At 43.7% G+C, this 26,013-nt stretch carries 22 protein-coding genes; 10 read left to right on the top strand and 12 right to left on the bottom strand.

Annotated elements, in window-relative coordinates; translation table 11 throughout:
* The 5 genes from ABIB50_RS05290 to ABIB50_RS05270 all read right to left on the bottom strand — a co-directional run bounded on the left by ABIB50_RS05290 (position 1) and on the right by ABIB50_RS05270 (position 4,931).
* On the bottom strand, positions 1-1,296 hold the full coding sequence (locus tag ABIB50_RS05290) for a M20/M25/M40 family metallo-hydrolase (RefSeq protein WP_429377874.1): 1,296 nt from the start codon (positions 1,294-1,296) through the stop codon (positions 1-3).
* Positions 1,297-1,303: 7 nt separating this feature from the next.
* Positions 1,304-3,172: a M61 family metallopeptidase gene (locus tag ABIB50_RS05285; protein ID WP_429377873.1), complete on the bottom strand. Its 1,869-nt coding sequence runs from the start codon at positions 3,170-3,172 to the stop codon at positions 1,304-1,306.
* Positions 3,173-3,242: 70 nt separating this feature from the next.
* Positions 3,243-3,539: a type II toxin-antitoxin system RelE/ParE family toxin gene (locus tag ABIB50_RS05280; RefSeq protein WP_429377872.1), complete on the bottom strand. Its 297-nt coding sequence runs from the start codon at positions 3,537-3,539 to the stop codon at positions 3,243-3,245.
* Positions 3,540-3,545: 6 nt separating this feature from the next.
* Positions 3,546-3,755, bottom strand: a complete 210-nt coding sequence (locus ABIB50_RS05275; RefSeq protein ID WP_429377870.1) for a hypothetical protein — start codon at positions 3,753-3,755, stop codon at positions 3,546-3,548.
* A gap of 57 nt (positions 3,756-3,812) precedes the next feature.
* On the bottom strand, positions 3,813-4,931 hold the full coding sequence (locus tag ABIB50_RS05270) for a DUF4407 domain-containing protein (RefSeq protein WP_429377868.1): 1,119 nt from the start codon (positions 4,929-4,931) through the stop codon (positions 3,813-3,815).
* Positions 4,932-5,053: 122 nt separating this feature from the next.
* Between ABIB50_RS05270 and ABIB50_RS05265 the strand changes: the two genes are divergently transcribed.
* From ABIB50_RS05265 to ABIB50_RS05240, 6 genes are all read left to right on the top strand, one after another.
* Positions 5,054-5,368 carry a rhodanese-like domain-containing protein gene (locus tag ABIB50_RS05265; protein ID WP_429377867.1) on the top strand — a complete coding sequence of 105 codons (315 nt, stop codon included), beginning with the start codon at positions 5,054-5,056 and terminating at the stop codon, positions 5,366-5,368.
* A gap of 3 nt (positions 5,369-5,371) precedes the next feature.
* The gene (locus ABIB50_RS05260; protein WP_429377865.1) at positions 5,372-5,557 is read left to right on the top strand and encodes a DUF6358 family protein; all 186 of its coding nucleotides are present in this window, start codon (positions 5,372-5,374) and stop codon (positions 5,555-5,557) included.
* Positions 5,558-5,569: 12 nt separating this feature from the next.
* On the top strand, positions 5,570-6,475 hold the full coding sequence (locus ABIB50_RS05255; protein ID WP_429377863.1) for a prohibitin family protein: 906 nt from the start codon (positions 5,570-5,572) through the stop codon (positions 6,473-6,475).
* Between the two features lie 40 nt (positions 6,476-6,515).
* A complete protein-coding gene (locus ABIB50_RS05250; protein WP_429377862.1) occupies positions 6,516-6,818 on the top strand; it encodes a nucleotidyltransferase family protein in 303 nt (100 codons plus the stop codon).
* Positions 6,808-7,140: a HepT-like ribonuclease domain-containing protein gene (locus tag ABIB50_RS05245; RefSeq protein WP_429377861.1), complete on the top strand. Its 333-nt coding sequence runs from the start codon at positions 6,808-6,810 to the stop codon at positions 7,138-7,140. The genes ABIB50_RS05250 and ABIB50_RS05245 overlap by 11 nt, the downstream gene beginning before the upstream one ends.
* Positions 7,141-7,222: 82 nt before the next feature.
* A complete protein-coding gene (locus tag ABIB50_RS05240) occupies positions 7,223-8,974 on the top strand; it encodes an SMP-30/gluconolactonase/LRE family protein (RefSeq protein ID WP_429377859.1) in 1,752 nt (583 codons plus the stop codon).
* On the opposite strand, the gene ABIB50_RS05235 is transcribed toward ABIB50_RS05240, so the two are convergent.
* Both ABIB50_RS05235 and ABIB50_RS05230 read right to left on the bottom strand, forming a co-directional pair.
* Positions 8,975-9,379, bottom strand: coding sequence for a DUF983 domain-containing protein (locus ABIB50_RS05235; RefSeq protein ID WP_429377857.1), 405 nt, complete (start codon positions 9,377-9,379; stop codon positions 8,975-8,977).
* 22 nt (positions 9,380-9,401) lie between these two features.
* Positions 9,402-10,277 carry an AraC family transcriptional regulator gene (locus ABIB50_RS05230; protein WP_429377855.1) on the bottom strand — a complete coding sequence of 292 codons (876 nt, stop codon included), beginning with the start codon at positions 10,275-10,277 and terminating at the stop codon, positions 9,402-9,404.
* A gap of 139 nt (positions 10,278-10,416) precedes the next feature.
* Here ABIB50_RS05230 and ABIB50_RS05225 point away from each other — a divergent pair, with 139 nt between their 5' ends.
* Together ABIB50_RS05225 and ABIB50_RS05220 are read left to right on the top strand one after the other, a co-directional pair.
* The gene (locus ABIB50_RS05225; protein WP_429377854.1) at positions 10,417-11,637 is read left to right on the top strand and encodes a DUF2252 domain-containing protein; all 1,221 of its coding nucleotides are present in this window, start codon (positions 10,417-10,419) and stop codon (positions 11,635-11,637) included.
* A gap of 36 nt (positions 11,638-11,673) precedes the next feature.
* Positions 11,674-11,979, top strand: coding sequence for a hypothetical protein (locus ABIB50_RS05220; RefSeq protein WP_429377853.1), 306 nt, complete (start codon positions 11,674-11,676; stop codon positions 11,977-11,979).
* 59 nt (positions 11,980-12,038) lie between these two features.
* On the opposite strand, the gene ABIB50_RS05215 is transcribed toward ABIB50_RS05220, so the two are convergent.
* The gene (locus ABIB50_RS05215) at positions 12,039-12,236 is read right to left on the bottom strand and encodes a YtxH domain-containing protein (protein WP_429377852.1); all 198 of its coding nucleotides are present in this window, start codon (positions 12,234-12,236) and stop codon (positions 12,039-12,041) included.
* A gap of 86 nt (positions 12,237-12,322) precedes the next feature.
* Here ABIB50_RS05215 and ABIB50_RS05210 point away from each other — a divergent pair, with 86 nt between their 5' ends.
* Both ABIB50_RS05210 and ABIB50_RS05205 read left to right on the top strand, forming a co-directional pair.
* On the top strand, positions 12,323-14,515 hold the full coding sequence (locus ABIB50_RS05210) for a hypothetical protein (protein WP_429377850.1): 2,193 nt from the start codon (positions 12,323-12,325) through the stop codon (positions 14,513-14,515).
* Positions 14,516-14,840: 325 nt separating this feature from the next.
* Complete coding sequence (locus ABIB50_RS05205; RefSeq protein ID WP_429377849.1) at positions 14,841-16,355, top strand: sulfatase-like hydrolase/transferase; 1,515 nt, start codon at positions 14,841-14,843, stop codon at positions 16,353-16,355.
* 952 nt (positions 16,356-17,307) lie between these two features.
* On the opposite strand, the gene ABIB50_RS05200 is transcribed toward ABIB50_RS05205, so the two are convergent.
* From ABIB50_RS05200 to ABIB50_RS05185, 4 genes are all read right to left on the bottom strand, one after another.
* Positions 17,308-20,001: a family 78 glycoside hydrolase catalytic domain gene (locus tag ABIB50_RS05200; RefSeq protein WP_429377848.1), complete on the bottom strand. Its 2,694-nt coding sequence runs from the start codon at positions 19,999-20,001 to the stop codon at positions 17,308-17,310.
* A gap of 4 nt (positions 20,002-20,005) precedes the next feature.
* Complete coding sequence (locus tag ABIB50_RS05195; protein WP_429377847.1) at positions 20,006-20,587, bottom strand: hypothetical protein; 582 nt, start codon at positions 20,585-20,587, stop codon at positions 20,006-20,008.
* A 182-nt stretch (positions 20,588-20,769) separates the two neighbouring features.
* Positions 20,770-22,335, bottom strand: a complete 1,566-nt coding sequence (locus ABIB50_RS05190) for a RagB/SusD family nutrient uptake outer membrane protein (RefSeq protein ID WP_429377845.1) — start codon at positions 22,333-22,335, stop codon at positions 20,770-20,772.
* Between the two features lie 10 nt (positions 22,336-22,345).
* The gene (locus ABIB50_RS05185; protein WP_429377844.1) at positions 22,346-25,420 is read right to left on the bottom strand and encodes a SusC/RagA family TonB-linked outer membrane protein; all 3,075 of its coding nucleotides are present in this window, start codon (positions 25,418-25,420) and stop codon (positions 22,346-22,348) included.
* Between the last annotated feature and the right edge of the window lie 593 nt (positions 25,421-26,013).

Below are 26,013 nucleotides of genomic sequence, written 5' to 3'. Positions count from 1 at the left end.
TTATCTTTCCAGTTTAGCAACTCGCGTAGGCGTATCCTGACCCGAAACAATGGTGCGCGAGCTTAAAGCTATCGCTTTAATAGTTGCCACAATGTTACTCACATCCAGGCTGCTAAACTCATCTTTTACACTATGGTATAATTTATCAGTATCTATCTGGTCGGTTGATATAGAGTGTGCCGGTACACCTAATCTTGCCAGCGTGGCGTTATCGCTGCGGTAAAACAGTTGTTGCTGGGGGTATGGGTCCGGGTAAAATTTAAAGGCTGTGCCTTCCAGGTTCTTTTGTAGTATCGGGCCAAAATCAGACCGTTCAAAACCGGTAATAAAAGCTGAGTTCTCACCAAATTTTGATGCCTTACCAATCATCTCGATATTAAACATGGCAACAGTTTGATCGGCGCTGACATGCTTTGAAAAATACTGCGAGCCATAACCGCCAATTTCTTCAGCGGTGAAAGCCACGAAGATTAATGTACGCTCGTTATTGTTCAGGCGCTTAAAATATTTTGCCAGCGTTATTACTGCGGTTGTGCCGGTAGCATCGTCATCAGCACCGTTGGCTATGCTGTCGCCATCCATTGGTTTAATAATACCCAGGTGATCATAATGACCCGAGAAGATCACATACTCCTTAGCCTTGCTTTTACCCGGCAGCATGCCAGCCACATTAAACAGGGGCATTTCAGCGTTTTGCACGTCGTATTTAACTTTATACGATTTTACATCATCAAAACTACCTAATACAAATACTACGGGAGCTTGTACAGGTGCATCTTTTGCTGTAGTATTGCCACGCATGGCAAATGCACTTAATCGCTTAAAAAAGGTCTCAAACTTAGGGTCGACTATTACCAGCCGGGCTTTATCTCCGCCTAAAAATTTACGGAAATCGTTCTGTAAATCCATGTTAGCCGTTACCTGGGCTATTTCGGCACCCGTGCCCTGCCAGTTAATAGGGGTTGCAGAAAATGTAGCAATATGATCAGCCGGCACGGCTACATCGTTAATAGAAACCGAAGTACTGACCGGCGTGCTTTTAACCATGCTAAAACTTTGGCGGAAGCCTGAAGCGCCCTCTAATGGTGTTAAGCCAATGGTTTTAAACTCGTTCTCAATGAATTTTGCCGCTTTCTCTATACCGGGCGTAAAAGTTGCGCGGCCCTGCATATCATCAGCCGATAAGGTTTTGATAATGCGCTCAACTTCCGGCTGCTGTATCAACCTGTCCACATCCTGCGCGAAACTGTACGTTGATGCTGTTACTAATGCAATTACTGCTATAAATTTTTTCATGGATCTATTATTTAACTTTTGATGATAACCAATTTTTACGGAATGCTGCCTGCTCGGCAGTTAGGGTACTGCCGGCTTTCTCGGCTGTTACTACTTCATAATATGGATTTTCATCCAGGGTAACCGTAGTGGTATGCGCCCCTGTACGGTTTGTATATGCCACGCTGATTTTATCGCCCGGTTTTTTATCGCTTATAACCTGCGCAAACGATGCCGCGTCGGTAATGTCTTTGCCATCGGCTTTCAAAATAACATCGCCCGCATCAATTCCGGCATTATACAACGGTGTTCCCTGTATAGTGCTGGCAGTTATAGGCAACCCTGCGGTACCAACCGTACGCGCCTGGCCTGAGCGCCCGCGGATAGGCGTTGTTGATAAACCCGACCACACCTTGCCGTGCGCTGCTTTACGCACAATAAAACCCGCTTTAGCCAAGAGGTCGGCATAATTATTTTTGTAGATCCCGTAAACGTATTTGGTATAAAACCCGGCAGCAAATTTTGGAGTTGTTAGCTTGCCCAATACGTTCTGCAGATCAGGAACGGTATAAGGTTTCATTACCTTGCCCTGCGCCAGCCAAACAGCGCGCATATAATCATCCAAAGTTAAATTAAACTCGGTGCGCAAACGCAGATCAAGCGCCAATGCAACGGCACCGCCATAATAGTAATAGCTTAAAAAGTTATTGGTATAGTTAGATGGATCTATAGATACACCGGCATCTGTAAATACCGCCTTGCGGCTCATCTCGACAGCCGGATATTTTTTTGCCCCTGCCGAATTTAAGATCGAATTAACCAATCCGCTAACGGTGCGCGTATATTCTTCGGGGGTATGGAACCCTGCGCGAACCAATAACAGCTCGCCATAATATTGGGTAAACCCTTCGGCAAACCACAGCTCGTTGCTCATGTTGGCATGCTCAAAGTTAAATGGCTCCAATGATTTTGGGCGGATCCGCTTAACGTTCCAGCTATGGAAATACTCGTGCGAGAAAGTGCTTAATACATCTATTTCGTTGCCGCCTACTTTTTCAATCGGGTCAACAATGCAGGTCGAGTTTCTATGCTCCATGCCATCGCCCGAGTTGGTTGGATATACATCATCCAAAAAGGTATACTCACCATAATCATAGCTTGGCAACTCGCCAAATACTGCTTTTTCTTCCAGCACCAATTTTTGCACCATCTTACCAAAGTTGTCTACTACAGCCTGGTCGTCGGTTGAGTGGACGGTTACGTTAATGCGTTGTTTTTTACCATCGGTATTAACCACATCCCAGCTGGTTTCTTTAAAGGCAGATAGCTCGGTTGGGCTATCCATCATGTATTGAAAGTTGGGCGCGCTATAAACGTTTGATCCTTCGTGCTTTAATTGGGAGGCTACTTTCCAGCCATATTTATCTAAGTCATTAAACTCAAACCTAACGGCACGGTCATCAATTCCGGCAAGCCACATAAAAGCGGCGGGCATGTTTAAGTGCGCATGGCTGGGGTCAATACTGGCGTAGGTACCGTCTGTCCAGTTTGCAAAAAGGGTATAGCTTATTTTTACTGCGTCGCCATGCTTCTCGACTTCGTATACATCCCCTTCAGTTTGTTTTACGATTAGCGCAGAGCCATCGGGATCAGTCGCTTTAACATTGTACACGTTCTTACCAAACTCGTGCGTGGCATACCTGCCTGCAGACGACCGACTCATACGAAACTTCAAGGTACCGGTAGGTGCCGCAGGAACAGTCAGCTCAATTTCGGCCTCATGATGCACGGCATTTGGGAAAGATACTTTGTAATAAATGGCTTTTGGTGCCTTTTGTGCCGACACAACACCGGTAATAACTACAGCAATTAAGGTAGATAGGAATAGTTTTTTCATCAGTTCAGTTAATTGCGCTCAAATTACGATTAAATATAAATAATAGCAAAGGGAGGGAGGTTAACAATGGCTAATACACATCGTTGTGTGTGCCGATATCTAACAAGACAACGTTTTCCAATTGTGTATCAACAATATCCTTTTCAATAGTAAATATAATTCGGCAGTCATAACCACAGCTGCAGGCAAGATAAGCAACCAGTTTCCCGCTTAATTTATGAGTCCTTAGTGATGGGTCGTAAGCATCGTGCTGTAATTTTATTAAGGTTTTGCTTATAGATTGCTTAAGGGCCGGGTTGTTTTTAGTATACTTTTGATAGGATTTTTCAAAAGTTTTTGACAACACAAGTTTTCTTTCCGAAAGCATTTATAATTAAGGCTTGGTTAGTTGCTCAATTATCTGTTCGGCAGTTGTAGGTGTTATTATACCCTTGTGATATTCTTTTAACGATTGCTTAGCTGCTTTTTCAATTTTGGTTCTACGGGCATCTATTTGCCGTTTTTGTAATATCTCCAGCAGCATCTCTCTTGAATCGAAATCCAATTGCATAATATCCTCTAATGTTGAATTTATAGTAACCATGATTGCTGTTAAACTATACAAATATAATAAATTCAATATAAATTATTCATATGCTATCTAATCGTACCTATGCTCATCCTTATCCCGGTCAGACCGGTTGGCAAGGGTATTCCGCCGTCGCTTTATATCTTCGTCGAGGTGATCTTTGTAAACCGAATCAATAACCGATATATCCCGTTCCTTATCCTTATCAGCATAATAAACATTGGCTTCATGTATTTTAGCCATCGCAACATCGTAGGGGCCTTTTGGCGACATCAGCTTAACAAATACCGGCAGGCACTCAAACAATATAAACAGGTAACCAATGAATGATATTGCCAGATATGTATCCAGGTCGCGGGTGCCGTTTTCGTTATAGGTTAATTGCCCAAGCGCCCAGTTACGGTCGGCAAAGCCGGCTATTTTTGAGAGGCTGTCCAGTTGATGGTCGCTAAACATTTTGGTGGCATTTACGCCCTCGTATTCTTTTCGCTGGCTCAGGTATCCGTCCAGCTTTTCGGCTTTATCGGTCACTGTTTTTAAGCGATCTTCTTTTTGCTGTAAAATGGTTTGCTTTTGTTTGGCGTAAGTGCCATACCCTACAATGCCCGATGTCTGGCTGCTTTTTTCGCCAAACACTTCCTCATTAAGCTGGGTGCGCGAGCGGTTGATATCCCGCTCTAACGAATCTTTTTCTTTTTTAAGCGCCGAGTTATTACCCAGCTCTATCGCATATTTATCATTGTATGTTTTTTGCAGGGTATCTATTTTACTGTGCTGGCCCTTGATATAGGCGGATCTTAATTTCTGGCGGATCTCTTTATCAAAGATCTTCAGCTCCAGCGGGCGTGATATAACTATACCAATCATAATTGCCAACAAAATACGCGGCGATGCCTGTAAGATCTGCTGGTTAGTACTGCCTTCTTTGTTTATGCTGGATACGATGTACCGGTCCATATTAAAAATCGCCGTACCCCATAATAACCCAAACAGGATAGCGAACCCAACCGCGAACGCATCGCCGTTAAATACAAAATACATGGCGTAACCGCCCGATAGTGATGCAAAAAGCGCGGTAAAAAATATAGTCGCGCCTATGCCTACGTACTTATTATGTTCAATAGGATACTTTTTTAAGGTATCAATGTGTGCGCCCGAACAGAACCAAAAAAACCGGGTAACTTTATCCATTTATTATACGCTAATTGTTATAAACATATATGAAACGCACTTAGCCACCGATTGTTACAAAATAAGGACGCAATTATTATACATAACAACTACATTTGATCTGTAAAACAATATTTATAACCATGCAAGAGATAACCGTACAGGAACTTAAAGAAAAATTAGACAGCGGCGAAGACTTCCAACTGATTGACGTGAGGGAGGATTTTGAATATGAAACATCAAACATTGGCGGCTTGCTAATACCCTTGGGCGGCATAGCTATTGAAGCTGATAAAATAAGCAAAGACAAACCTGTTGTAATAATGTGCCGCAGTGGTAAACGCAGCGCGGCAGCTATTATGCAGTTAGAACAATTGGGATATACCAATCTGTCAAACCTGCAAGGTGGTATACTGGCCTGGGCTGCGGAGATTGATCCTGATATATCAGTTTACTAAACAATGAGGAATAAAATTTTTTTGAGCACCCTGTACAACCTATGCATTTTTGGATGTATTATACTGGGGTGGACCGGTTTAACCGATAAGCACTACGAATATGTTATGGCCGCTGTGTTTGGCCTGGTAATATTTGTCGCGCTTAAAATTAAACTGCTTAAAGACGTTCGTAATACGCTTAAACCTTAAACTCACAAAAATATGGTCATTTTAATTCTTGGTGTTATTGTACTGGTAGTAGGTACGGTACTTAAACGCTCGCCCGAACCACAGAACCGGTTTGGTGGCATAGTTACTATAGTAGGCCTGGTTATACTGGCACTGGGCGTATTATCATCGACCTTTAAAATTATTGAGCCGGGTAAAGTAGGCGTACAAGCCCTTTTTGGTAAAGTACAGGACAATTACCTTGAAAGTGGCCTGCATATAATCAACCCACTGGTTGATGTTACTACCTTTAGTATCCAAACAGAAAATTATACCATGAGCGCCCGCAGCGGCGAGGGCCAGGTTGAGGGTGATGATGCCATCCGTGTTTTATCTTCGGATGGATTAGAGGTTACTATCGACCTGTCGGTACTGTACAAAGTAAACCCGGCAAAAGCACCTTTTATCTTACAGAACATTGGTAATGATTACGTAAATAAGATCGTTCGTCCGGTTACCCGTACCGCCGTGCGCGACAACGCGGTTAGCTATGCGGCGGTTGATCTGTATTCGACCAAAAGACAAGAGTTCCAGTTTAAGATGAACAAAACCATCAGCGATAATTTTGCCAAGAACGGACTGGAGGTACAACAGATATTGATACGTAATATTACCTTGCCCGCCACCGTTCGCGCCAGTATAGAATCAAAGATCCAGGCTGAGCAGGAATCGCAAAAAATGCAATTTGTATTAGCCAAGGCCCGCCAGGAGGCCGATGTTAAACGTGTAGAAGCACAAGGTATAGCCGATTACCAAAAAATACTGGCAACCGGCTTATCAGACAAGCAATTGCAATACGAATCTATCCGCGCGCAAAAGGATATTGCCTTATCGCCTAACACCAAGATCATTATTATGGGTGGTAAAGGCGGTAACCCGATTATATTGAGCGATAAGTAAGCTAACGTGTTGATCTAATTTTTCTTAACTTTGAGTTGTTGTGAAAGAATTAAAGGAACATATAGAGCAAATTAAAAAATTATGCCATGCGCATGATGTCAAATCGCTTTTTGCTTTTGGTTCGATAGTTTCAGACAAATTAAAACCAAATAGCGATATAGACCTGATAGTAGATATCGACAGCACAGATCCCATAACTTATACAGATAACTATTTCGATCTGAAATTCCAATTAGAAGAAATTTTAAACCGACCGATTGACCTTTTGGAAGATAAAGCTGTAAAAAACCCCTTTCTAAAACAGCAGATCAATAACACCAAGGTGCTTGTTTATGGAAGATGAGATCAAGAGCTGGTTATCGGACATAAAACAAGCGATAACAGAGATTAATGATTTCCTTCCGGATAAAAAGGATTTCTTCTTATTTCAAAAAGACCTTAAAACTAAGAGGGCTATTGAAAGAAATATGGAGATCATTGGAGAAGCAGCCAATCGCATCCTAAAGCAAGATCCGACGATCAAAATAACCGACATTAAAAAGATAATTGATACCCGTAACCGAATAATCCACGGCTATGATAGTGTGTCTGATGATGTTATCTGGTCGATCGTTGTTAAGTATTTACCAACGCTATTAAAAGAAATCAACGCCCTTTTGAGTTAGTTTGGTTTCACTTTCCCACCCAACCATTGGTTTATAGTTAAAACCCATATATTTACTATAACCTTTTATAAACTCCCTTTTCATGAAAGCATTGCTTTACGCTTGTTTGCTGTTTGTGCCGATAGTAACTTTTGGCCAGGCCCCTGTTGAAAACTACCCGGTCGATCCGGCATCTGTGGTGCAGCCCGGTGTGCCTAAAGGCGAAGTGCTTAAATTTACACTGCAAAATTCTAAGATCTATCCGGGGCAAATGCACGAGTATTGGGTTTATATCCCCGCGCAATATGATGGCACCAAACCGGCCTGTGTTTATATTAATCAGGACGGCATCCAGAATAAAGCTCCCGTTGTTTTTGATAACCTGATAAACAGTAAAGAAATGCCCGTCACCATTGGCGTATTTGTTTCGCCAGGGCGAATAGTGGCGGCTGACCAAAAAACAGCATTAGACCGCTATAACCGCAGCTTTGAATACGACGGCCTGGGCGATGCCTACGCCCGCTTTATTTTACAGGAATTACTACCCGACGTTGAAAAGCAAAAAGCCACCAATAGCCGCGCTATCCACCTGCTAAAAACAGGTAATGACCGCGCCATTGGTGGCAATAGCAGCGGCGCCATAGCGGCATTTACTGCAGCCTGGGAAATGCCGGGCGAGTTTGCACGCGTGTTTTCGGGGATTGGCACTTATGTAGGTTTGCGGGGCGGCGAGCGCTATTCGTCGCTGATACGGAAATATGAGCCAAGGCCCATGCGGGTTTTCTTACAGGATGGCAGTAACGATCAAAATAGCTATCCTGGTGATTGGTTCTTCGCCAACCAGATGATGGAGCGCTCATTACAATTTGCAGGTACTGAAGTACAGCATGCCTGGGGCGAGGGCAATCATAATGGCAAACAGGCTGAAGCTGTGTTCCCTGCCGCGATGCGCTGGTTATGGACGGATTACCCTAAACCCATTACTACCGGCGAAAGCAAAAATGCCATGCTGCATGAACTAACCATCCCGGGCGAAGGCTGGGAGTTAGCGGGCCAGGGGTACGGCTTTACAGAGGGAATTATAGCCAATGCAGCCGGCGAGGTTTATTTCCAGGACATCCCGAATTCAAAAACGTATAAGATCGGGCTTGACGGCAAGATCACTGATTTAAAGATAGACGCTAAAAAAGCCGGCGGTACCGGTTTTGATGATAAAGGTATGCGGTATACCGTCGCGACAGCAACAAATCAAATTTTAAGTTACGACGCTAAAGGCAAAGAAAAAGTAGTTGCCGATGGCTTTGCCGGTAATGATATCGCGGTAGCAAAAAATGGCAACATGTATGTTACCGCGCCCGATGGTATGGAGAAGCCCGGCAAAATATACATGGTGAAACCCAATGGCGAAAAGCAGGTAGTTGATGAAGGCTTAAAATACCCTAACGGGCTTACGCTTACACCCGACCAAACCCAGCTATACGTTGCCGAAATGGGATCGCATTTTGTTTACCTGTTTTCGATAAAAGAAGATGGCGCTTTAGCTAATAAACAGCGATACGACTGGCTATACATGCCCGATACACAAAACGATGCAGGCGCTGACGGCATGAAAGCAGATACCGCCGGCAGGCTTTACGTAGCTACCCGTTTAGGTATCCAGGTAGCCGACCAGGCCGGCCGTGTAAATATTATTTTCCCGCTCCCTTCCGGTCAGCCTGCTAACCTTTGCTTTGGCGGCAGCAATTTTGATATAATGTATGTAGCCTGTAAGGATAAAGTTTACCGCCGCAAGTTTAAAACGCGCGGCATAAATACATTCGAACCGCCTTATAAACCAATAAAGCCGAGGCTGTAATTACTGTATTCTTTGATAATCGTCGCGGGCACGGTTGGGGTCGAAATGCACACCCGGTGTTAGCCAGTAAAGCAGCACCACCCTTGAGTACCTAAAATTAAACGGTGACAATACAACCGATACCCCTAACAGCGCGCCTACATAGATCCATGGATTACGGGTGCCGGTTAGTATGTATAGGCCTACGGCAAGCGTTACCATTTGGGCAATGTTAAAGGCATAGCTTACAAACATGGCTACATAAAAATAGCCCGGCTCAATCTCGAATGTATAGCCGCAATGCGAACACTGCTCGTTCATTTTTTGTGATGAAAAACCGTACATGCTGTTGGCAAACATATCGCCGCGACGGCATTTAGGGCATTTGCAGTGTATGGCGGCTGATAGTTGAGATGGCGTTTCCATTGTCTGGGTGTTTATAGTTGACCTATTCATGGCTATTTGTTGTTTTTCTAAATTCTTCGGGGGTAATGCCAACCTGTTTCTTAAAAAACTTGGTGAAGTAAGAGTTATCAGCAAAGTTTAGTTGACCGGCTATTTCCTGTACGGTTAAATCATTGTTTATTAAAAGGCGTTTTGCTTCTAATGCTATACGGTTACGGATAACCTCGCCTGCAGGCATGCCCAATACATCATTGCATAATGCATTTAAATGATTTGGGGTAATGTAAAGCAGCTCGGCGTATCCTTTCGGCATTTTTATGCTGGTGTAGTTTTTCTCTATCAGTTTTTGAAAGCTGCGCAGCAGGGTGTAATTGTATGATGGTATGGCTTTGTTTACCGTATTCAATCCAAGCCGGGCAATGCTGATGAATAACTGCAACATGATTGACCGCACCATATCCATTTCCAATGGTTTGGGCTCTCCGGTTTCCTGGATCAGCTCTTCAAATAGTTGGATAACCTTTGGTTGAAGCTCTGCAGGAACATCAATAACCGCGTCATTTATTATTCCGGTGAAGAACGGGAACTCCTCCAAATAATTCGCCTTCAATAAAAACGACTGGAAGAACGGTACCGAGAAATTAATAATGTAACCATCAACCTCGCCTTTAAATGCCCAGTTATGTACCTGGCCTGGAATCATAAAATAAACCTGGTTGGGTTTTACGGGTACTTGTTCAAAGTCGATAGTTTGTGAGCCGCCACCCTTTGTAAAATATACCAGGTGATAAAACGAGTGCTTATGCGCCAGGTGCAAATTGCGGTGACTTTTTAAATATGGCGCAAACCGCTCTATCAGTATATCCTCGCGCTTTTGGGTAAGGCTACAAATATCATAAATAGGTATGGCCGTTTTCATACATCAAAGATAAGTGGTAATAACCGGGTTTAATGGTATAGTTTGGGGCTTGTATGGTATTATTTACTGATTGCCTCTTTTACACAAATAAAAACAAATTGGCCGGTAATAATATTGTAGTAGTCCAACACCGCGCAATATGTCAAAACTTTCTATCCGAATAAAAGCATTTAACGCCCCCTTGCTGCCTGATATGGTACAGTTAAAATACGAGGCTATGGCTGATAATGTTTTCCGCTTTTATCGCGGCACCTGTCATTTGTTTTATGAGGATCTTTCTAAAGTGACGACCATTCCGCTTTCGCCTTTGGCCTGGATTTGCGGCGACCTGCACCTGGAAAACTTCGGCAGCTACAAAGGTGATAATAAGCTGGTTTATTTTGATTTGAATGATTTTGACGAAAGCGTGCTGGCACCGGCAAGTTATGAACTGATGCGCTTACTTACCAGCATTTTTATAGCTTTCGATACCTTGAATATAGAACCCGTCAGGGCTATGAAAATGGCACAATTGTTCCTGAAAACTTATTCGGGCACACTGGCCAGGGGCAAAGCCATCAGCATTGAGCCGCGTACAGCCAAAGGCATTGTTTGTAATTTTTTAACTGCGGCACAAAACAGTAGTTACAAGGACGTATTGAAAAAACGTACCGTCAGCAAGAAAAACAAGATCATGCTGTCGTTAGATGAGGAGCGGCAATTTAAAGTTGACAAAAAGTTAAAGCAAGAGCTTAAAGCTCATATAAACGACTGGATAGCCAACAGCAGCGACGGCCCATATAACTATAAAGTTAAAAGCATTGTTTTCAGGCTGGCGGGTACGGGTAGTCTTGGCTTAAAGCGTTACCTGTTCTTGCTTAAAAGTACCATCACAAAAGAGAGGTATTTGTTGGTGGATATGAAGCAAAGCCGGCAATCATCATTACTACCCTACCTAAAAGCACAACAGCTTGACTGGCCGACAGAGGCGGATCGCATTATAACTGTGCAGCAACGGATGCAAGATGTATCGGCGGCATTATTAAGTACTACTGTTTTCAGGGACGAGGCCTACGTGATACAGGAACTGCAACCGGTAAAAGACACTATAAAATTTAAGTTTATTAAAGACCAGTACCGGGATATGTACCAGGTGATAGACGATATGGCGGCGTTAACCGCGTCGGCGCAGTTGCGCAGTGGTGGGATACAGGGCTCGGCAATTATTGATGAGCTGATGGCATTTGGGCAAGACAAAAGCTGGCAGGAACACTTAATTAAGTATGCTAAGAAATATGCCGGCATAGTTAAAGGCTATTACAAGCAGTATATGCATGACTATAAGAGCGGCGCATTTAAAATTGAAGAACACGAGAACTAAAATCCATAACGCCTGTTAGTTAATAAAACAATCCTTATGAAAAATCCATTCGAAAAAGAAAATCATACCAGCCTGATAGCAGGCGTTATCATTGGCACGGCTGCCGCGGGTGTAGCTGCATATTTAATGTTTTCCGGCAAAGGCGCTGTTATCCGCGACGAGATTTGTAACAGTTTCGACCGCATCCGCAACACCCTAATGGGTACTGCCGAAGCAGCGAACGATGACCATGCTCTGGACTACCTGGATACACCCCATAAAACACCCAAAACCGACCGTGAAGCACTCCTTAAACACCAGATATTAACCGACCACGGTGATGCCGATCCATCGGAGGCTTAATAATATTCAAACAAAACGCCGGACTATGTAGCCCGGCGTTTTGTTTTTGTGCCGAATAATTAAGACAATCTTTCCTGTAATTTATTCGACAGGTGATCCACGGCCTGTGCCGCGTAATCTTTTGCTTTGTCCATAAATTCAGGCGACCGTTCGGTCAGGTCATCTAACAACGATGAACCATCTTCTCTTTTCTTTGTAAGCTGATTTATGCCGAAAGCTACAGCTGCTCCCAATATCGCGTATTTTAATAATCCCATGATCTCTTGATTTTATAATAAACAGCAACTATAGTGCCATTGGTTAAATCAGGTTTTAAAAACTATCTTTAGATATTCAACAACCAATGAAAAAGTCTGCCTGTTTATTAGTTCTGCTATTATCCCTTGTAATTGTCAAGGCCCAAGTACCAGATAAAAGCTGGTGGACATTCTCTTATGCCGAAAAACCGACAGGTAGCAGCCTGTTAGATCTTCGCTATCTTAATGAGCACTTTGCCGGCGAGAACGGCTTTATCCGCTTAAGTACCGATTGCAACTCTTTTGTAAATGGCAAGGGTAAAGAGATCCGATTTTGGGCCTGTAATGGTGGTAGTTTAGCCAAAGATTTCGACGATAAAAAGCTGGACAGCCTTGCCCGTTTCCTCGCGAAGATGGGTGTTAACCTAATCCGTTATCATGGGGCTATCAACCCAAAAGGCAAGAACACAAAAATTACGGATGTTGATACTACCGAGGCGCGCAATATATGGCGATGTGTAGCAGCAATGAAGAAGCAGGGCATCTATACGGTTATCTCGCCGTTTTGGCCTGCCAACGGGCACATGGGCGGCTGGATCCCTGCCGAATGGGGTATTGACGGCTATTCGGGTAAGGATGATATGTGGGCGGTGCTGTACTTTAATGATAAACTGAAAGAAGGTTACAAGGCCTGGATAAAGTATTTGTACACTACACCCAACCCATATACAAAGGTTGCGTTAAAGGATGAACCGGCAGTTGCCATCATCCAGGTAGAGAACGAGGATTCGCCGTTTTTCTGGACCATGAGCGCGATAAAACCGGCGCTGGCTAAAATGGTAGGCGTACAGTTTTCAAAGTGGCTCAGGGCCAGGTATGGCCCTTCTGCAGACATTAAAGATACCATGACCCTGGTGCCTATTTATGAGTTTACTATACCACCCCGCGCCAACGTTAAAAACCGGCTGCACGACCAGGTGGAGTTCTACACCGAAAGCCAACGCGCTTTTTATGACGACATGGTACATTACTACCGCGATGTATTAGGCTGCAGGCAACTAATCAACGGTAACAATTGGCGCACAGCATCGCAAAGCCGCTTATTGGATTTGGAGCGGTGGACCAACAGCGGGGCCGGTGTTATTGCAGTAAACAAGTACTTCGACCCGCAGCATAAAGGCGGGCCCAATGTAGGCTGGCGGGTTGATCCGGGAGATTTTTATGGCGCACCATCAGCATTAAAGAACCCTGCCGACTTGCCGACGAACATTAAACACGTAGCCGGCCACCCTATGATGGTTACCGAAAGCGGCTGGAACTTACCAAACAGGTATCAAACCGAGGGCGCGTTGTTGGTTGCAGCATACGGTGGATTATCAGGACTGGATGCTTACTTCTGGTTTACGCCAACGGCGGTAAACTATATGCAGCAGCCGTATTTTACCTTTTTGAACATCAAGGGTCAGCACCCGATGACCCGCTGGAGCACATCAACGCCCGGCGAGATCGGCATGTTCCCGGCTAACGCGTTGATCCAACGGTTGGGCTATGTTAAGCAAGCCAACGCCGTGCAGGAACAGCGCACCATGAAAAGCATGTTGAATCGCGAGATCCCGCCGATATTCGAGGAGCAATCGTTTGATCCTAACCGCGATTTTGTAGTCAGTACGAATAAGGACCAGGGCAAACTATCGCCTTTAATTTTCTTAACCGGCGGGGTAACTACTACTTATGGCAGCAAGGTAGACACCGCCTTTGTTTCGCCAAAACTCGCACAACTGATTAATATTAAAGATGCTAAAGTATCTTCCATTACCGGCGAGCAGGAGCTGGACTACAAGTCGGGTATATTCACGCTTAATACACCTCAAGCCAAAGCCGTTACCGGTTTCTTAAATTTAAAAAAGGTGTTTACGCTGGGCGATGTGACCATTCAGTCGGACAATGAGTATGCAACAATCGAGGTAGTGAGCATGGATGGGCAAAGTACCGGCCGGTCTAAAAAGATCTTAGTGCAGGTTGGCACCATTTTCAGGCCCACCGGCTGGAACGAGGAGGCCACCACCATCACCAGTAATAACAAGCAGCTAACCGGGTTTAAAATAACCAACACGGGTAAAATGCCCTGGCTGGGGATGCCGGCTAATGGCGGCATCAGCCTGAAAAATAAATTGATAAAGAAAGCCACACAATTGGATGTTGCCGGGTATGCCGTTAAGAAGTTGGACTTGTTGGCCGATGGTGCCGGCGTTTCGTTTCAGCTTCCGGTGGATGCTTATTATATTTTATTGGAGAGGTAAATCCTCGTTTTGTTTCACGAAATAGTGGAACAAATGAAACACGTGAAACAAGTTTTTAGGTTAACTATCTAAAATACAATGCCTTATTAAAAATCGGTGAAACAAAATGAAACAACTTTTACGTCAGCTTTTTCACGAATGACCGACGGTTAATTTATTGATAATTAAACATTTGCGAAACGGGTGGTTTTGGTGGTGTGAAACAGGGTTTTTGTTTCAAGGGTGAAACAAGCCTAACGTAACATTTCTGCTTACCTGTTTGATTATCCATTGTTGGCTATTACATTTGATAACAGGACCCTGGTATCACCAAACCAATAAACCGATGAAAATAAATTATTTTGCGATGGCCTTTGCAGGCTTAGTCGGTTTCGGCTTGGCGGGCAGCATCGCCTGTTATGGGCAGGCCGCTAAAAAACAGCCCAATATTGTTTTTATACTGGCGGATGATCTGGGTTATGGCGATCTTAAAAAGTTTAATCCCAATGCCCAAACCTCAACCCCAAATATAGATCGTTTAGCTACCGGTGGCATGATGTTTACCAACGCTCATTCGGCATCTTCGGTATGTACGCCGTCGCGGTATGGCATACTGACGGGGCGCTATGCGTTTCGCACGTCAATGAAAAAAGGGGTATTAGGTGGTTATTCACCTGCATTGGTGGAACCGGATAGATTTACTATCGCAACATTGTTAAAAAACGCCGGTTACCAAACAGCGCTGATAGGCAAATGGCACCTTGGTATGGATTGGAAACCAATCGACCCATCAAAAAAAGCCATTCAGCTAAACGGGCCGGATGGTGCGGACCTAAGTAATGTTGATCTAAACTCGCCGGTGGTTAACGGGCCAAACAACCATGGTTTTGATTATAGTTATGTTTTACCCGCATCGCTGGATATGACGCCTTATTTATATTTAGAGAACGGCAAGCCGGATGATTTGCCCCTGGTGCCCGAGCAAGACGTTAGAACAAGTCGCGGTGTTTTCTGGCGTGGAGGGCTTAAGGCTAAAAATTTTAAGATAGAGAATACCCTGGATCACTGGGTTGATAAAGCGCGCGGTTATATCACCAAAGCCAGCAAGGAGACCGATCATCCTTTTTTCCTGTACCTGACGCTTACTGCCCCTCATACGCCCTGGCTGCCTGCCGAAAAATTTAAAGGCACATCAGGCGCTGGTATCTATGGCGATTTTGTGGCGCATACGGATGATGCGATTGGCAGGGTATTACGCGTGCTGGACAGCCTGAAGCTTACCGAAAACACCATCGTCATTTTTAGCTCGGACAATGGTGCCGACTGGAAAAAGACCGACTTGGCCGAGTTCCCGAAACACCAGGCTAATTATATTTTCCGTGGCGAGAAGTCTGACATTTGGGATGGCGGTCATCATATCCCGTTTATTATTCGCTGGCCCGGCGGCATTGCCGGTAACCGCAGCAGCAATACCACATTTTGCCTGGTTGATATGATGGCAACACTGGCCGATGTTACCCACCAGCAATTACCCAAGGGCGCGGGCCCCGACAGCTATGATTTTTGGCCGCTGATTAGCCAAAACAAACCGGTAGTAAGGCCGAGCATTATCCACCACTCCAACGATGGTATGTTTGCCATACGCAAAGGCAAATGGAAATTTATTGATGGTATAGGCAGCGGCGGCTGGTCGGCAAAGGACCCGCAGGATAGCGCACCCGGCCAACTATACGATATGGAACAGGACGAACGCGAAACTACCAATGTTTACAATAAATATCCCGATATAGTTAAGGAGCTAAAAGAATTGTTAGAGTTGCAAAAAGAGCGGGGGTATAGTGTAGGTGGGGTGGTGAAGTAACTCATTGCAGAATTAGTTTGCTTTTCCACAGAGGGCGTGACAAATCTCTATCAAATAATATATCGCGGCGATCACGGAGGCTACCGCAATCCAAGCAGTCAACTTGTTCAACCTCTCCGCTTGTGTGCGTTGGGAAGATTCTATCTTTTCGACCCGTATATTTTGCTCGCGGGATCGTATGTCCTCTAAGCAATAACCGCCCAGCTTCAAGAATATCTTCCCGTCGAAAGTAATATTGTATTTATAAACACGTATGTTGCTATCGAATTCTCGTTTCTTTTAATATGTATTCTTCCTTTTCTAACTTTTTAAGAATTAATGCTATTTCATTATCATCAGATGAATAGGAACATTAATACGACATCTAACTTAAATAAAGGGCTTTCTTCTTTTTCACTCATGATTAAAAACTATTCGTCTTTTACTCACATAAAAAATGGACTGATATTAGTCACTCAATATAGTTATTAAGTTATAGATTACACTAATTGGCTATATAAGTGGTATGCAAAACGAGGTTATGACATAATACATACTCGCTTACGCCCTTGTTGGTGTCACCAACAAGCGTCTTGTGCAAGGTGTATTACCCTTCCGAAATCATTACCTTCTCATCCCGCCACAAAACGCTATAAATAGAGAGCCGTAGGCTCGGCTATATTTTGTAGCGACGGGTTTCAACCCGTCGTAAATGAAAAAGTATAAAATAAAGTGCCGTAGGTACGATACATATACGCGCCGTGCCTACGGCACTATTGTCAGGGGGTTATTATTTCTCGCCGGGTTAAAACCCGGCGCTACAATATTGGTCGAGGCTCTGCCTCTTCTATTCTTTCCCACTTAATGTTATCACACCTGTTGCTCGGAAGAGTTTACATTCCCTCCCCACGGGCTACTGTGTGGACACAAGGGAGGGAATCGCACAGGTCCGACGCTTTTTTGATCCGGTAAATTACCTTACCTCAAACCGATAAACCCCACTACCAAACTCAACGGAACTTTTGCCATTAATCAATTTAACAGCTACGCCTTGTCCTGCTTCATTTTTTGCCGAAGTTTTACCATCGGGCAATATAAAGGTAGCCGAGGTATTTGGCGGCACTTCAATTGATACCGCTATACTTCCGCTCCCGGTCTTTTTCCATTCCGAGCGAATTTTACCGTACAAGCTATTGTAGGATGATTTGCAAAAAGTCAGATCGTCCAAAGGTTTGGGGGCGATGATAAAATGCTTCAACCCGGGGTTGCCAGCATCGATTTTAATGCCGCCGATGGATGAATACAGCCACTCTACCACACTACCAAACATGGGGTGGGTGTGTGAGCCGCCGCCGTTCCAGCTTTCCCACAGGGTGCTGTTTTTGTCATCCAGCAGATAGCCAAATCCCGGAGCAGTTTTTTGGGCCATTATTTTATAGGCTATGTCATCCCTGTCGTTTGCTGCAAGTACTTTTAGCAGTAATGGGGTTGCCAGGATCCCGGTATCAAAATGGTAGTTGATCTTTTCTAAATGGCTCAGTAACGAATTAAAAACGCGGTTATAGTTTTCCCCATCGGCCAAACCAAAAGCCAGGGCAAATACTTCGGCGCCCTGCCTGCTTTGCCAGTAGGCGTTTGTTGTTGGGTTAAAGTAAGCGGTGTTAAAATTCTTTTTTATTTGCTGCGCGAGAGTTATAAATCTGATGCGGTCATCTGTTTTTCCCAGCACTGCGGCAACTTTAGCCATCAGGTCGGTCACGTGATAAAAGTAAGCGGTATTTACAAAAGGCTCGGGGATCTGTACTCTGGTAGGTGTGCACCAATCGCCAAGGCACCAGCCGTTAGGTTCTTCGTGGGATATCAGGCCATTATTATCGGTGCGGGTTTGCAGGTATGCTACCCATTGTTTCATACCCGCGTAGTGCTGCCTTAACAGGGTGGTATCGCCATAATAATTAAAATACAGCCACGGCATAATTACATAGGCCGATCCCCAGGCAGGGCCGCCACCACCGCCCGCAAATGGCGCGGTATGCGTAACAAAGCCGGTTTTATGGTTCCGGGCATCGTCCATATCATTAAACCATTTACGATAAAACTGCGGCATATTAAACGATAACAAGGCGCTTTCCATAGCAACCTGCCCGTCGCCGGTATAACCTAACCGTTCGCGGTGCGGGCAATCGCTGCTCAGGCTTCCGTGCAGGTTGGCCAGTTGGGTTTTTAAATAAGCGGTGTTTATTTTGTTGATTAGCGGATTAGAACATTCAAAAGTTCCGTTAGCGGCCACATCGGTATGCACGTCCTTTACCCGGATGCTCCCGGCATCAAGCACCACACCCTGCGAAACTACTTCGATCTTCCTGAACGCATGCCAGGTAAACTTAGGCTCCCAGGTTTCAGTATCGCCCCCTTTTAAGGTGTAAGTATCAAATTGTCCGTAATCATCCCCTTCCTCGCTTATGTATCTAACTTTGATCCTGCTGCCGGCGTTGCCTTTAACATTGATGGTCGCCCAGCCCGACACGGTTTCGTCTAAATGATAGGTATAAACAGAATCTTTCATTTTACCGTCGAAGGTTGGCGTTAATGTGCGGGTAACTTTATCAAATGGTGCCAGTTGTGGTTGCAAAGCGCCGGTAGGCGGTTTAACAAAAATCGCCGCTTTCCATTTACCATCGTTATAGCGTATTTTATCCCAACCGTCTAATGCCAAACGCGCGTCGTAATTCTCGCCAGTAAAAATGCCGTCTTTTAGTAGGGGGCCAGTTGTAGTTTTCCAAGTGTTATCTGAGGTTATTAAGCTTTTGCTCCCATCGGTGTAGGTTATTTCTAATTGGAAAATCACCTTCGGCAGATCATACCATAGTGTACCTTCAATTGTCCGGTCGCGCTGGTTGTACCAGCCGTTGCCAAGCAATATGCCGATAGCGTTATTTTGTTGAGTGATATCGCCTGTGACATCAAAAACATTGTACAAAACCCGCTGCGTCGATTGATCATCATAATGATACAACAGCTTTTTAAGCGGGCGCTCATCATAATTGGTAACGGCGGGTGCCAGTACCTGGTCGCCTATTTTTTTACCGTTTAGGTACAGTTCATAAAAACCCAGTCCGCTTACGTAAACGGTTGCTTTTTTTATTTTTTTAGCTACCGCAAACTCCTTGCGAAAAAAGGGTGCCGGATAAGTTATAGCAGCATCAGGATTTGGATCTTCCATTGAGCCGATCCATTTTGCTTTCCAGTCTGCGGGTTTCAATAAACCCATACCCCAGGAAGCTGTTCGGCTCCAGGCAGATGGTTGATTCTTCTCATCCCATACCATTACTTTCCAATACAGTTTTTGCCTGGAGGGTAACGCTTTCCCTCCATAACTAACCTGGATAGAATTTGATGAGTGAACGATGCCGCTGTTCCAATAATCGCCTTTATTTTGTGTTAACAAAGCGAGGCTGCTGGCTACTAATATTTTATACGCCTTTTGGCTTTTACCATTATCCGCAGAAATTAATTGCCAGCTTAATGTTGGATGTTGGTTATCGATGGCTATGGGATTTGAGAGATATTCGCATTTAAGGTTATCAACCTTTACAGGCATCGGTTTACCAAAAGTCGATGTAAAACCGCAAAAGAATAAGATACAGGCAGCAAGTATTTGTTTCATAGTGTTATCTGTCTTCTCGGACAAGTGTTTCAAAATGTAGATAGATTATGTTAGACTTGATTTGGGTAGGAAAGAATTTTTTGTAGGTCAAGATAAACCACGGGAATTCATCTACTTTAGGCATATTAAAGAGGGGCTCGAATGTTATTTTGTAGTCGCCGGGAAGGTAAGAAAAATCATGAATGGCTAACAATACGTAATACTGTTTTTCTTCATGCGCTTTTAAAAATAGCGCCCTATCACTGGGAACGGCTAATAGATCATTGACTTTTTCCGCGCCTATTGCCTTGTTATTCTCTTTTACAAACTGCACAAATTTATCATACTCTAACTTGCCTTTATAAGGATAAGGCCCCATTCCAACACCCAATACTCCGTGAACATTAGTAGGGCGCAACATGAGTTGATATCCAGATTCGTCTTTCCTGTAATACGATAGAAAAGTTCCCTGATTAACTTTGTTTAAAATAAAGTTGAAAAAATATGGGATAAAAATATCCTGACCTGAGTTGTTGACGAACGACAAAGCAAAACACTTTTGAGGCGTTGCATCTTTATGTTTATATGAAGTGAAGATCTCTTCCATAAAAGAAATTCTTGCTTCGAGCGTGTTTTCACGATTTTGTGCAAGTGTGTTAATAGAACAACAGGATAGTGTTAAAACAAAAACTATAATTCGGCTTAAATACATAACTAAATGTAAACAAAAAAGCCTGACATTTCTGCCAGGCTTTCCATTGATATCTGAGTTAGAAAATTCAACCTTTATTAAAACCCGGTATTGTTTGGTAACAATTTAGGGTTAACATCTATTTCCTGCTTAGGCACCGGGAACAGTAGTTGATTGGTTGTATAAGTTGCATTAAACACTGTTTTATGGCCAACAAAGTCATCCCAGTTGCCGGTTACATCATTATGGATCTTGCGGGTACGCACCATATCAAACCACATTTTGTTTTCGAAACATAGCTCGAAATAGCGTTGCAACCAAACCTCTTTCTCAAATGCGTCCATTGATAATGCACCAGTAGGTAGCAGGCCCGCCCGGCCCCTGATAGCATCCAAATAGCCCATTGCCACCGAGTTTGGTCCATTTTCGGCCCGGTTTGAGGCTTCTGCATACATTAACATCACATCTGCCAACCGGTAAATGGTGTAGTTCAGGTCAGATTTAGCTGTATTGGTAACCGCATTTACGTCAAACCACTTATAAATATAAGGGTGGGCAAATGTTACTGTTGCACCGTTGGTAATGCTTGGATAGCTACTATAGAAAAACTGCTTTTCCTGTACACGTTTATCACCGGCCGGGAACGACGCCAAAAACTGTGGTGTCGGGAATACCGAACCATACTCGTCAGAATACTTAGAGATCTTAGAGAAGTTTGGTATAGTAAGCGGCGTAAGCGGGTTGTTTGACGGTACCGCAGCGGCATATTGCACCTGGAAAATAAACTCACCGGTATTTTTGTTCGCCGGGATGATCATGTCGGTATAGTTTGGAAATAACGTATAGCCACCATTAGTAATTACATCCAGTGATCGCTTAGCTGATTCGGCATAATTTGCAGTACCACCATTTATGGCCGCCCCTGCATAAGTAAGGTATACGTCGGCCAGGATTGATTTTACCGCGCCCATGCTTACTTTCCCGGTAACATCCTTATATGGCAAAGTCGATTTTTCGGCAGCCAGCAGATCAGGAATGATCACCTCGTCATAAATTTGTTTTGCCGGGGTGCGTGGCACCTGTAAATTCAGATCTTTTGGCGGTGCTGTTATTTCTGGTACTGCACCATACATCCGCACCAGGTAAAAATAATATAATGCCCTTAGCGTACGTGCTTCGGCAACCATATTGGTTTTTTGGGCATCGGTTAGGCCAGCAGCTGTTATGGTTGGGATCTTTTGAATTGCCAGGTTAGCTGCGCCTATACCTAAATACATTTGCTGCCACCAGGTATCAAAGTAAAACGAGGTACTGCTGTAAGTTAAGGTCTGAAAGCTTACAAAGCCCGTTTGACCCAGGTCGCTATTGGCTTTTCCGGTCATAAACTCCAGTAAGTTATAAGTGTTGCCACCGTATGAGCCGGATTGGCCATTAAGTAACCCTTGCAGGTTTTGATATGGCCCGTTAGCAAATGCCCGTGCTACTTTAGCGCTCGAAAGATCAGACTCCGGGGTTAAAAAAGATGACGGCTTTTCTTCCAGAAACTTCTTGCATGAGCAGGTAAGCAACAGGCAGGTTAATACTAATATATTTTTAAATGTTTTCATGTTGTTACGATTTAATAGGTGTTTAAATACTACACTACGTTCTCTTTGCTTGATCATATCCTATGTTTTAAAATCCTACTTGTACACCCAGGTTCCATACGCGAGGGCGCGGCGGAGCAAAGAAATCAATGTTTTGTGAAAACGCAGCGTTTGATCCATAACTGGCATTAAACGTATCAACCTCCGGGTCATATCCTGTGTATTTGGTTATGATGAAAAGGTTCTGAACACTTGCATAAACGCGCAGGCGTGTCATGTTTAATTTTTTAATGGTTGCACCCGGTACGTTGAAACCTAACACAAAGTTTTGACCGCGGATAAATGATCCATCCTCAACCCACCAGGTATCGAAATGCGAATCCTGCGCATATTTATAGTTACGTACCTGCGAGATCATCGTGTTTTGATTGGTAGGCGTCCAGCCGTTTAATACTGTAGTTAAACTATTGGAGATAGTCTGCCTGTCCTCAGATGAATGTTTGAAGTTTGCAGCAGTATTTACACCTTGTACAAAGCGGATATCAAACGAGAAGTCCCAGTTTTTGTACTTCATGGTGCTACTAAATGTGCCGGTCCATTTTGGATAGGCCTGGCCAATAATGCTGTAATAATTACTTCCATCGGCATTGTAAATATATTTTCGGTCGCCTGATTTTAAGCCATGTTTCGCGGCTTCTGCTACATCTGCAGGGCTGTCGCTATAAGTACCCAAACGCGTCATTCCATAGAATGATCCAAGCGGCTGTCCCACCCTTATTACATAGTTCTGGCCAAGGAAATTAGGGCCCGGGAATATGTCGGCATTCCCGTCATTCAATTTCAAAACTTTGTTTTTGTTAGCCGCGAACAAGAAAGCTGTAGACCATTGGAAATTGGTGCTTTTAATGTTAACGGTATTTAAGCTTAGCTCGACACCTGAGTTACGCACCGAACCAACGTTTTTATAAACGTTTGCCGTTGTAAAACCAGCCGACCATGGAATCGGCGCCTGTAATAAAAGGTCGTTGGTAGTACGGCTGTAGTAATCGGCATCAAGGATTATCCTGTCGCTAAATAAACCCAGCTCAAGGCCTCCGTCTATTTGGGTGGTCCGTTCCCATTTTAAATCGGGGTTACCTAAATAACTTGGGCGCAGTGTAATGGCAGCGGCGCCGCCTAAAACAGTTTGGCTGGTACTATATTGCGGCAGAGAGCGGTAATTACCTATTTCCTGGTTACCGGTAACACCCACACTGGCGCGGATCTTTAAGTTAGATATAGTAGTGTTGTTTTTTAAGAAATCTTCCTGCGAAATGCGCCACGCCGCTCCTAAAGAAGGGAAAAATGAGAATTTGTTTTTATCACTAAACCGCGACGAACCATCATAACGGCCAGTAGCTGTAAATAAATATTTCTCATCAATATTATAGCTTATCCGACCATAGATTGAATTTAATTGATTTGATGCAGCGTCAGACTCTGAAGCACTTTTAACCGAGCCTGCGCCAAGGTTATTAAACTGGAAAAAATCATCAATAAAGTTTTGCGTTTCCGCACGTACCCGCTCAAAACCGTTACGGCTTAATGAGAAACCCACCAGAGCTGTAAACCGTTGTTTATCGTTTATCTTTTTATTCCAGGTTAAATAGTTCTCAGACTGCCAATAGTAGTTGGAATACTCGTTAAGATTAGCTACACCACCCTGGTCGGCAGATAAATGCTGGAGTGTTAATGAAGAGTAAAAGTTGTTTTTAAGTGTGGCTAAATTGTACCCAAAGTCTGTTTTAAAATCCAGTTCCGGCGATATTTTAAATACTGCGTAAACATTACCTAACATTTGAGCTGTATTGTTTAAAGTATAGCGCTCGTTAGCCACCTGTATAGGGTTTGGCGCACCCTCTAAGCCATCAATATCAAAGTTACCGGCCCAGGTACCGTTTGGATATTTTATGGGTACGATTGGCACCTCTTCTGATACGTCACGGGGTACGTTAAGTCCGCCGTTACCATCGCTCACCATGCGCTGGCGGCTGGCAATAACGTTTACACTACCGCCTATTTTCAACCAGCTTTTTACATCGTTATCCATCGTCATTTTAATGGAGTAGCGTTTAAAAGCCGATGTTGGTGTTAAGCCCTTTTGGTTAAGATAACCTAACGATAAGCTGTAAAGCGATTTGTCGTTGCCCCCCTGGATATTTAACTGATGGCTTTGCGAAAATGCGGGTTTATAGGTTTCTTTTTCCCAGTTAGTATCGTAAATCGGGTTATTATTTACATCGAACAATAACGGGAAATTTGTATGATTTAATGCTTTTGGCGGAACTTGTACAGAACCGTCTGTTGCAAATTTTTGACCGTTTGCAAACGCCTGGTTATATATCTGCACAAATTGTGCTGAATTTAATGTTGGCAGGTGGCGGGTCAATTCGCTAACGTTACCATTTGCCTCATAACTAATGGTAGCTGCACCAGCCCTGCCGCGCTTGGTAGTAACCATGACTACGCCATTGGCACCACGCACACCATATATCGCGGTTGACGAGGCATCTTTTAAAACCTCCACTGACGCAATATCATTCGGGTTAATGGAGTTAGGATCCACACCAACTACCCCGTCAACCACGTAAGTAGGGTCGAGGTTTGAGTTTATTGATCCAAGGCCCCTTATACGCACCTTGGCCGGGGCACCTGGTGCGTTAGCATTAACGCTAACCTCAACACCGGCAATTTTGCCCTGTAAAGCCTGGGTTAAGTTTGGCACAGGCTTATCCAATAATTGTTCGGCTTTAATAGTAGCAACCGCTCCGGTAAGGTCTGATTTCCTGGCCGTACCATAACCTATTACTACTACTTCGTTAAGGTTTCTTATTTCTTCTGTAAGTTTAACATCAACTGTCGTTTTACCGGCTGTACTTACTTCTTGCGACGTATAGCCGGTATACGAGAAGACTAATGTAGCATTAGCGGCCGCTACCTGAATGCTGTAGGTACCATTTACATCAGTTTGGGTACCGCCCTGTACGCCTTTTACTAATACAGTTACGCCCGGCAGGGGTGAACCGTCTTTTGCGTCGGTTACAATACCGGTTATTTTGCTTTGAGCCATCACTTGCAGCGACAGCAGTATAAGCAGGATTGAGTAAATAAATTGTTTCTTCATAATGTTTAGTTGTTTATAGTTGTTTGTTTAATAGTTTGGAAGTGCCGTTACGGCTGCTGATTAAGGCGGTTGATGATCGCCGATAAAGCCGGTTATTTGCCAAAATTTGGGCACAAAACACCCGGCTACCTTCACGATATTATTTTTTTTCATAGCCTGTTAATTAACTTTTAGATTAGGTCTTAATTGGTTTTGGTTAATATTTTATTATCTACGACAATGGTTAGGCAAAAAAGGGTATTTGATTAAATTGGTTTAATTTAAAAAAGGTGTAACCAGGGGGAAAAATTCGGAATAAAAGGGAGAGTGTGCTGATATCAAATAAAAAAACTGGCTGCCTTTTATTTTCAATCAATAGTTTACTAAAGCAAATCTATTACATACGGCTTAAATTAAAAAGAAATATTTCGTTTATTTATTGTCATAATTACTTAATACTTCAAATTATTAAACCATCAATAAGTAAATCAGGCTATTAGGCAGGCTGGTATATACCACTATCAAACAATTATTAGCGCATTTTTATACGGGTTTAAGCAAAAAGGTATGTTTTGTGATTTTTGCGAAACAAAAAAGTCCAACATTTCTGTCGG

The organism is Mucilaginibacter sp. UYCu711, assembly GCF_050433825.1.
Taxonomy (GTDB): Bacteria; Bacteroidota; Bacteroidia; order Sphingobacteriales; family Sphingobacteriaceae; genus Mucilaginibacter.
The sequence above is the reverse complement of the archived record's forward strand: the minus strand, read 5'-3'. Positions and strand labels throughout refer to the sequence as shown.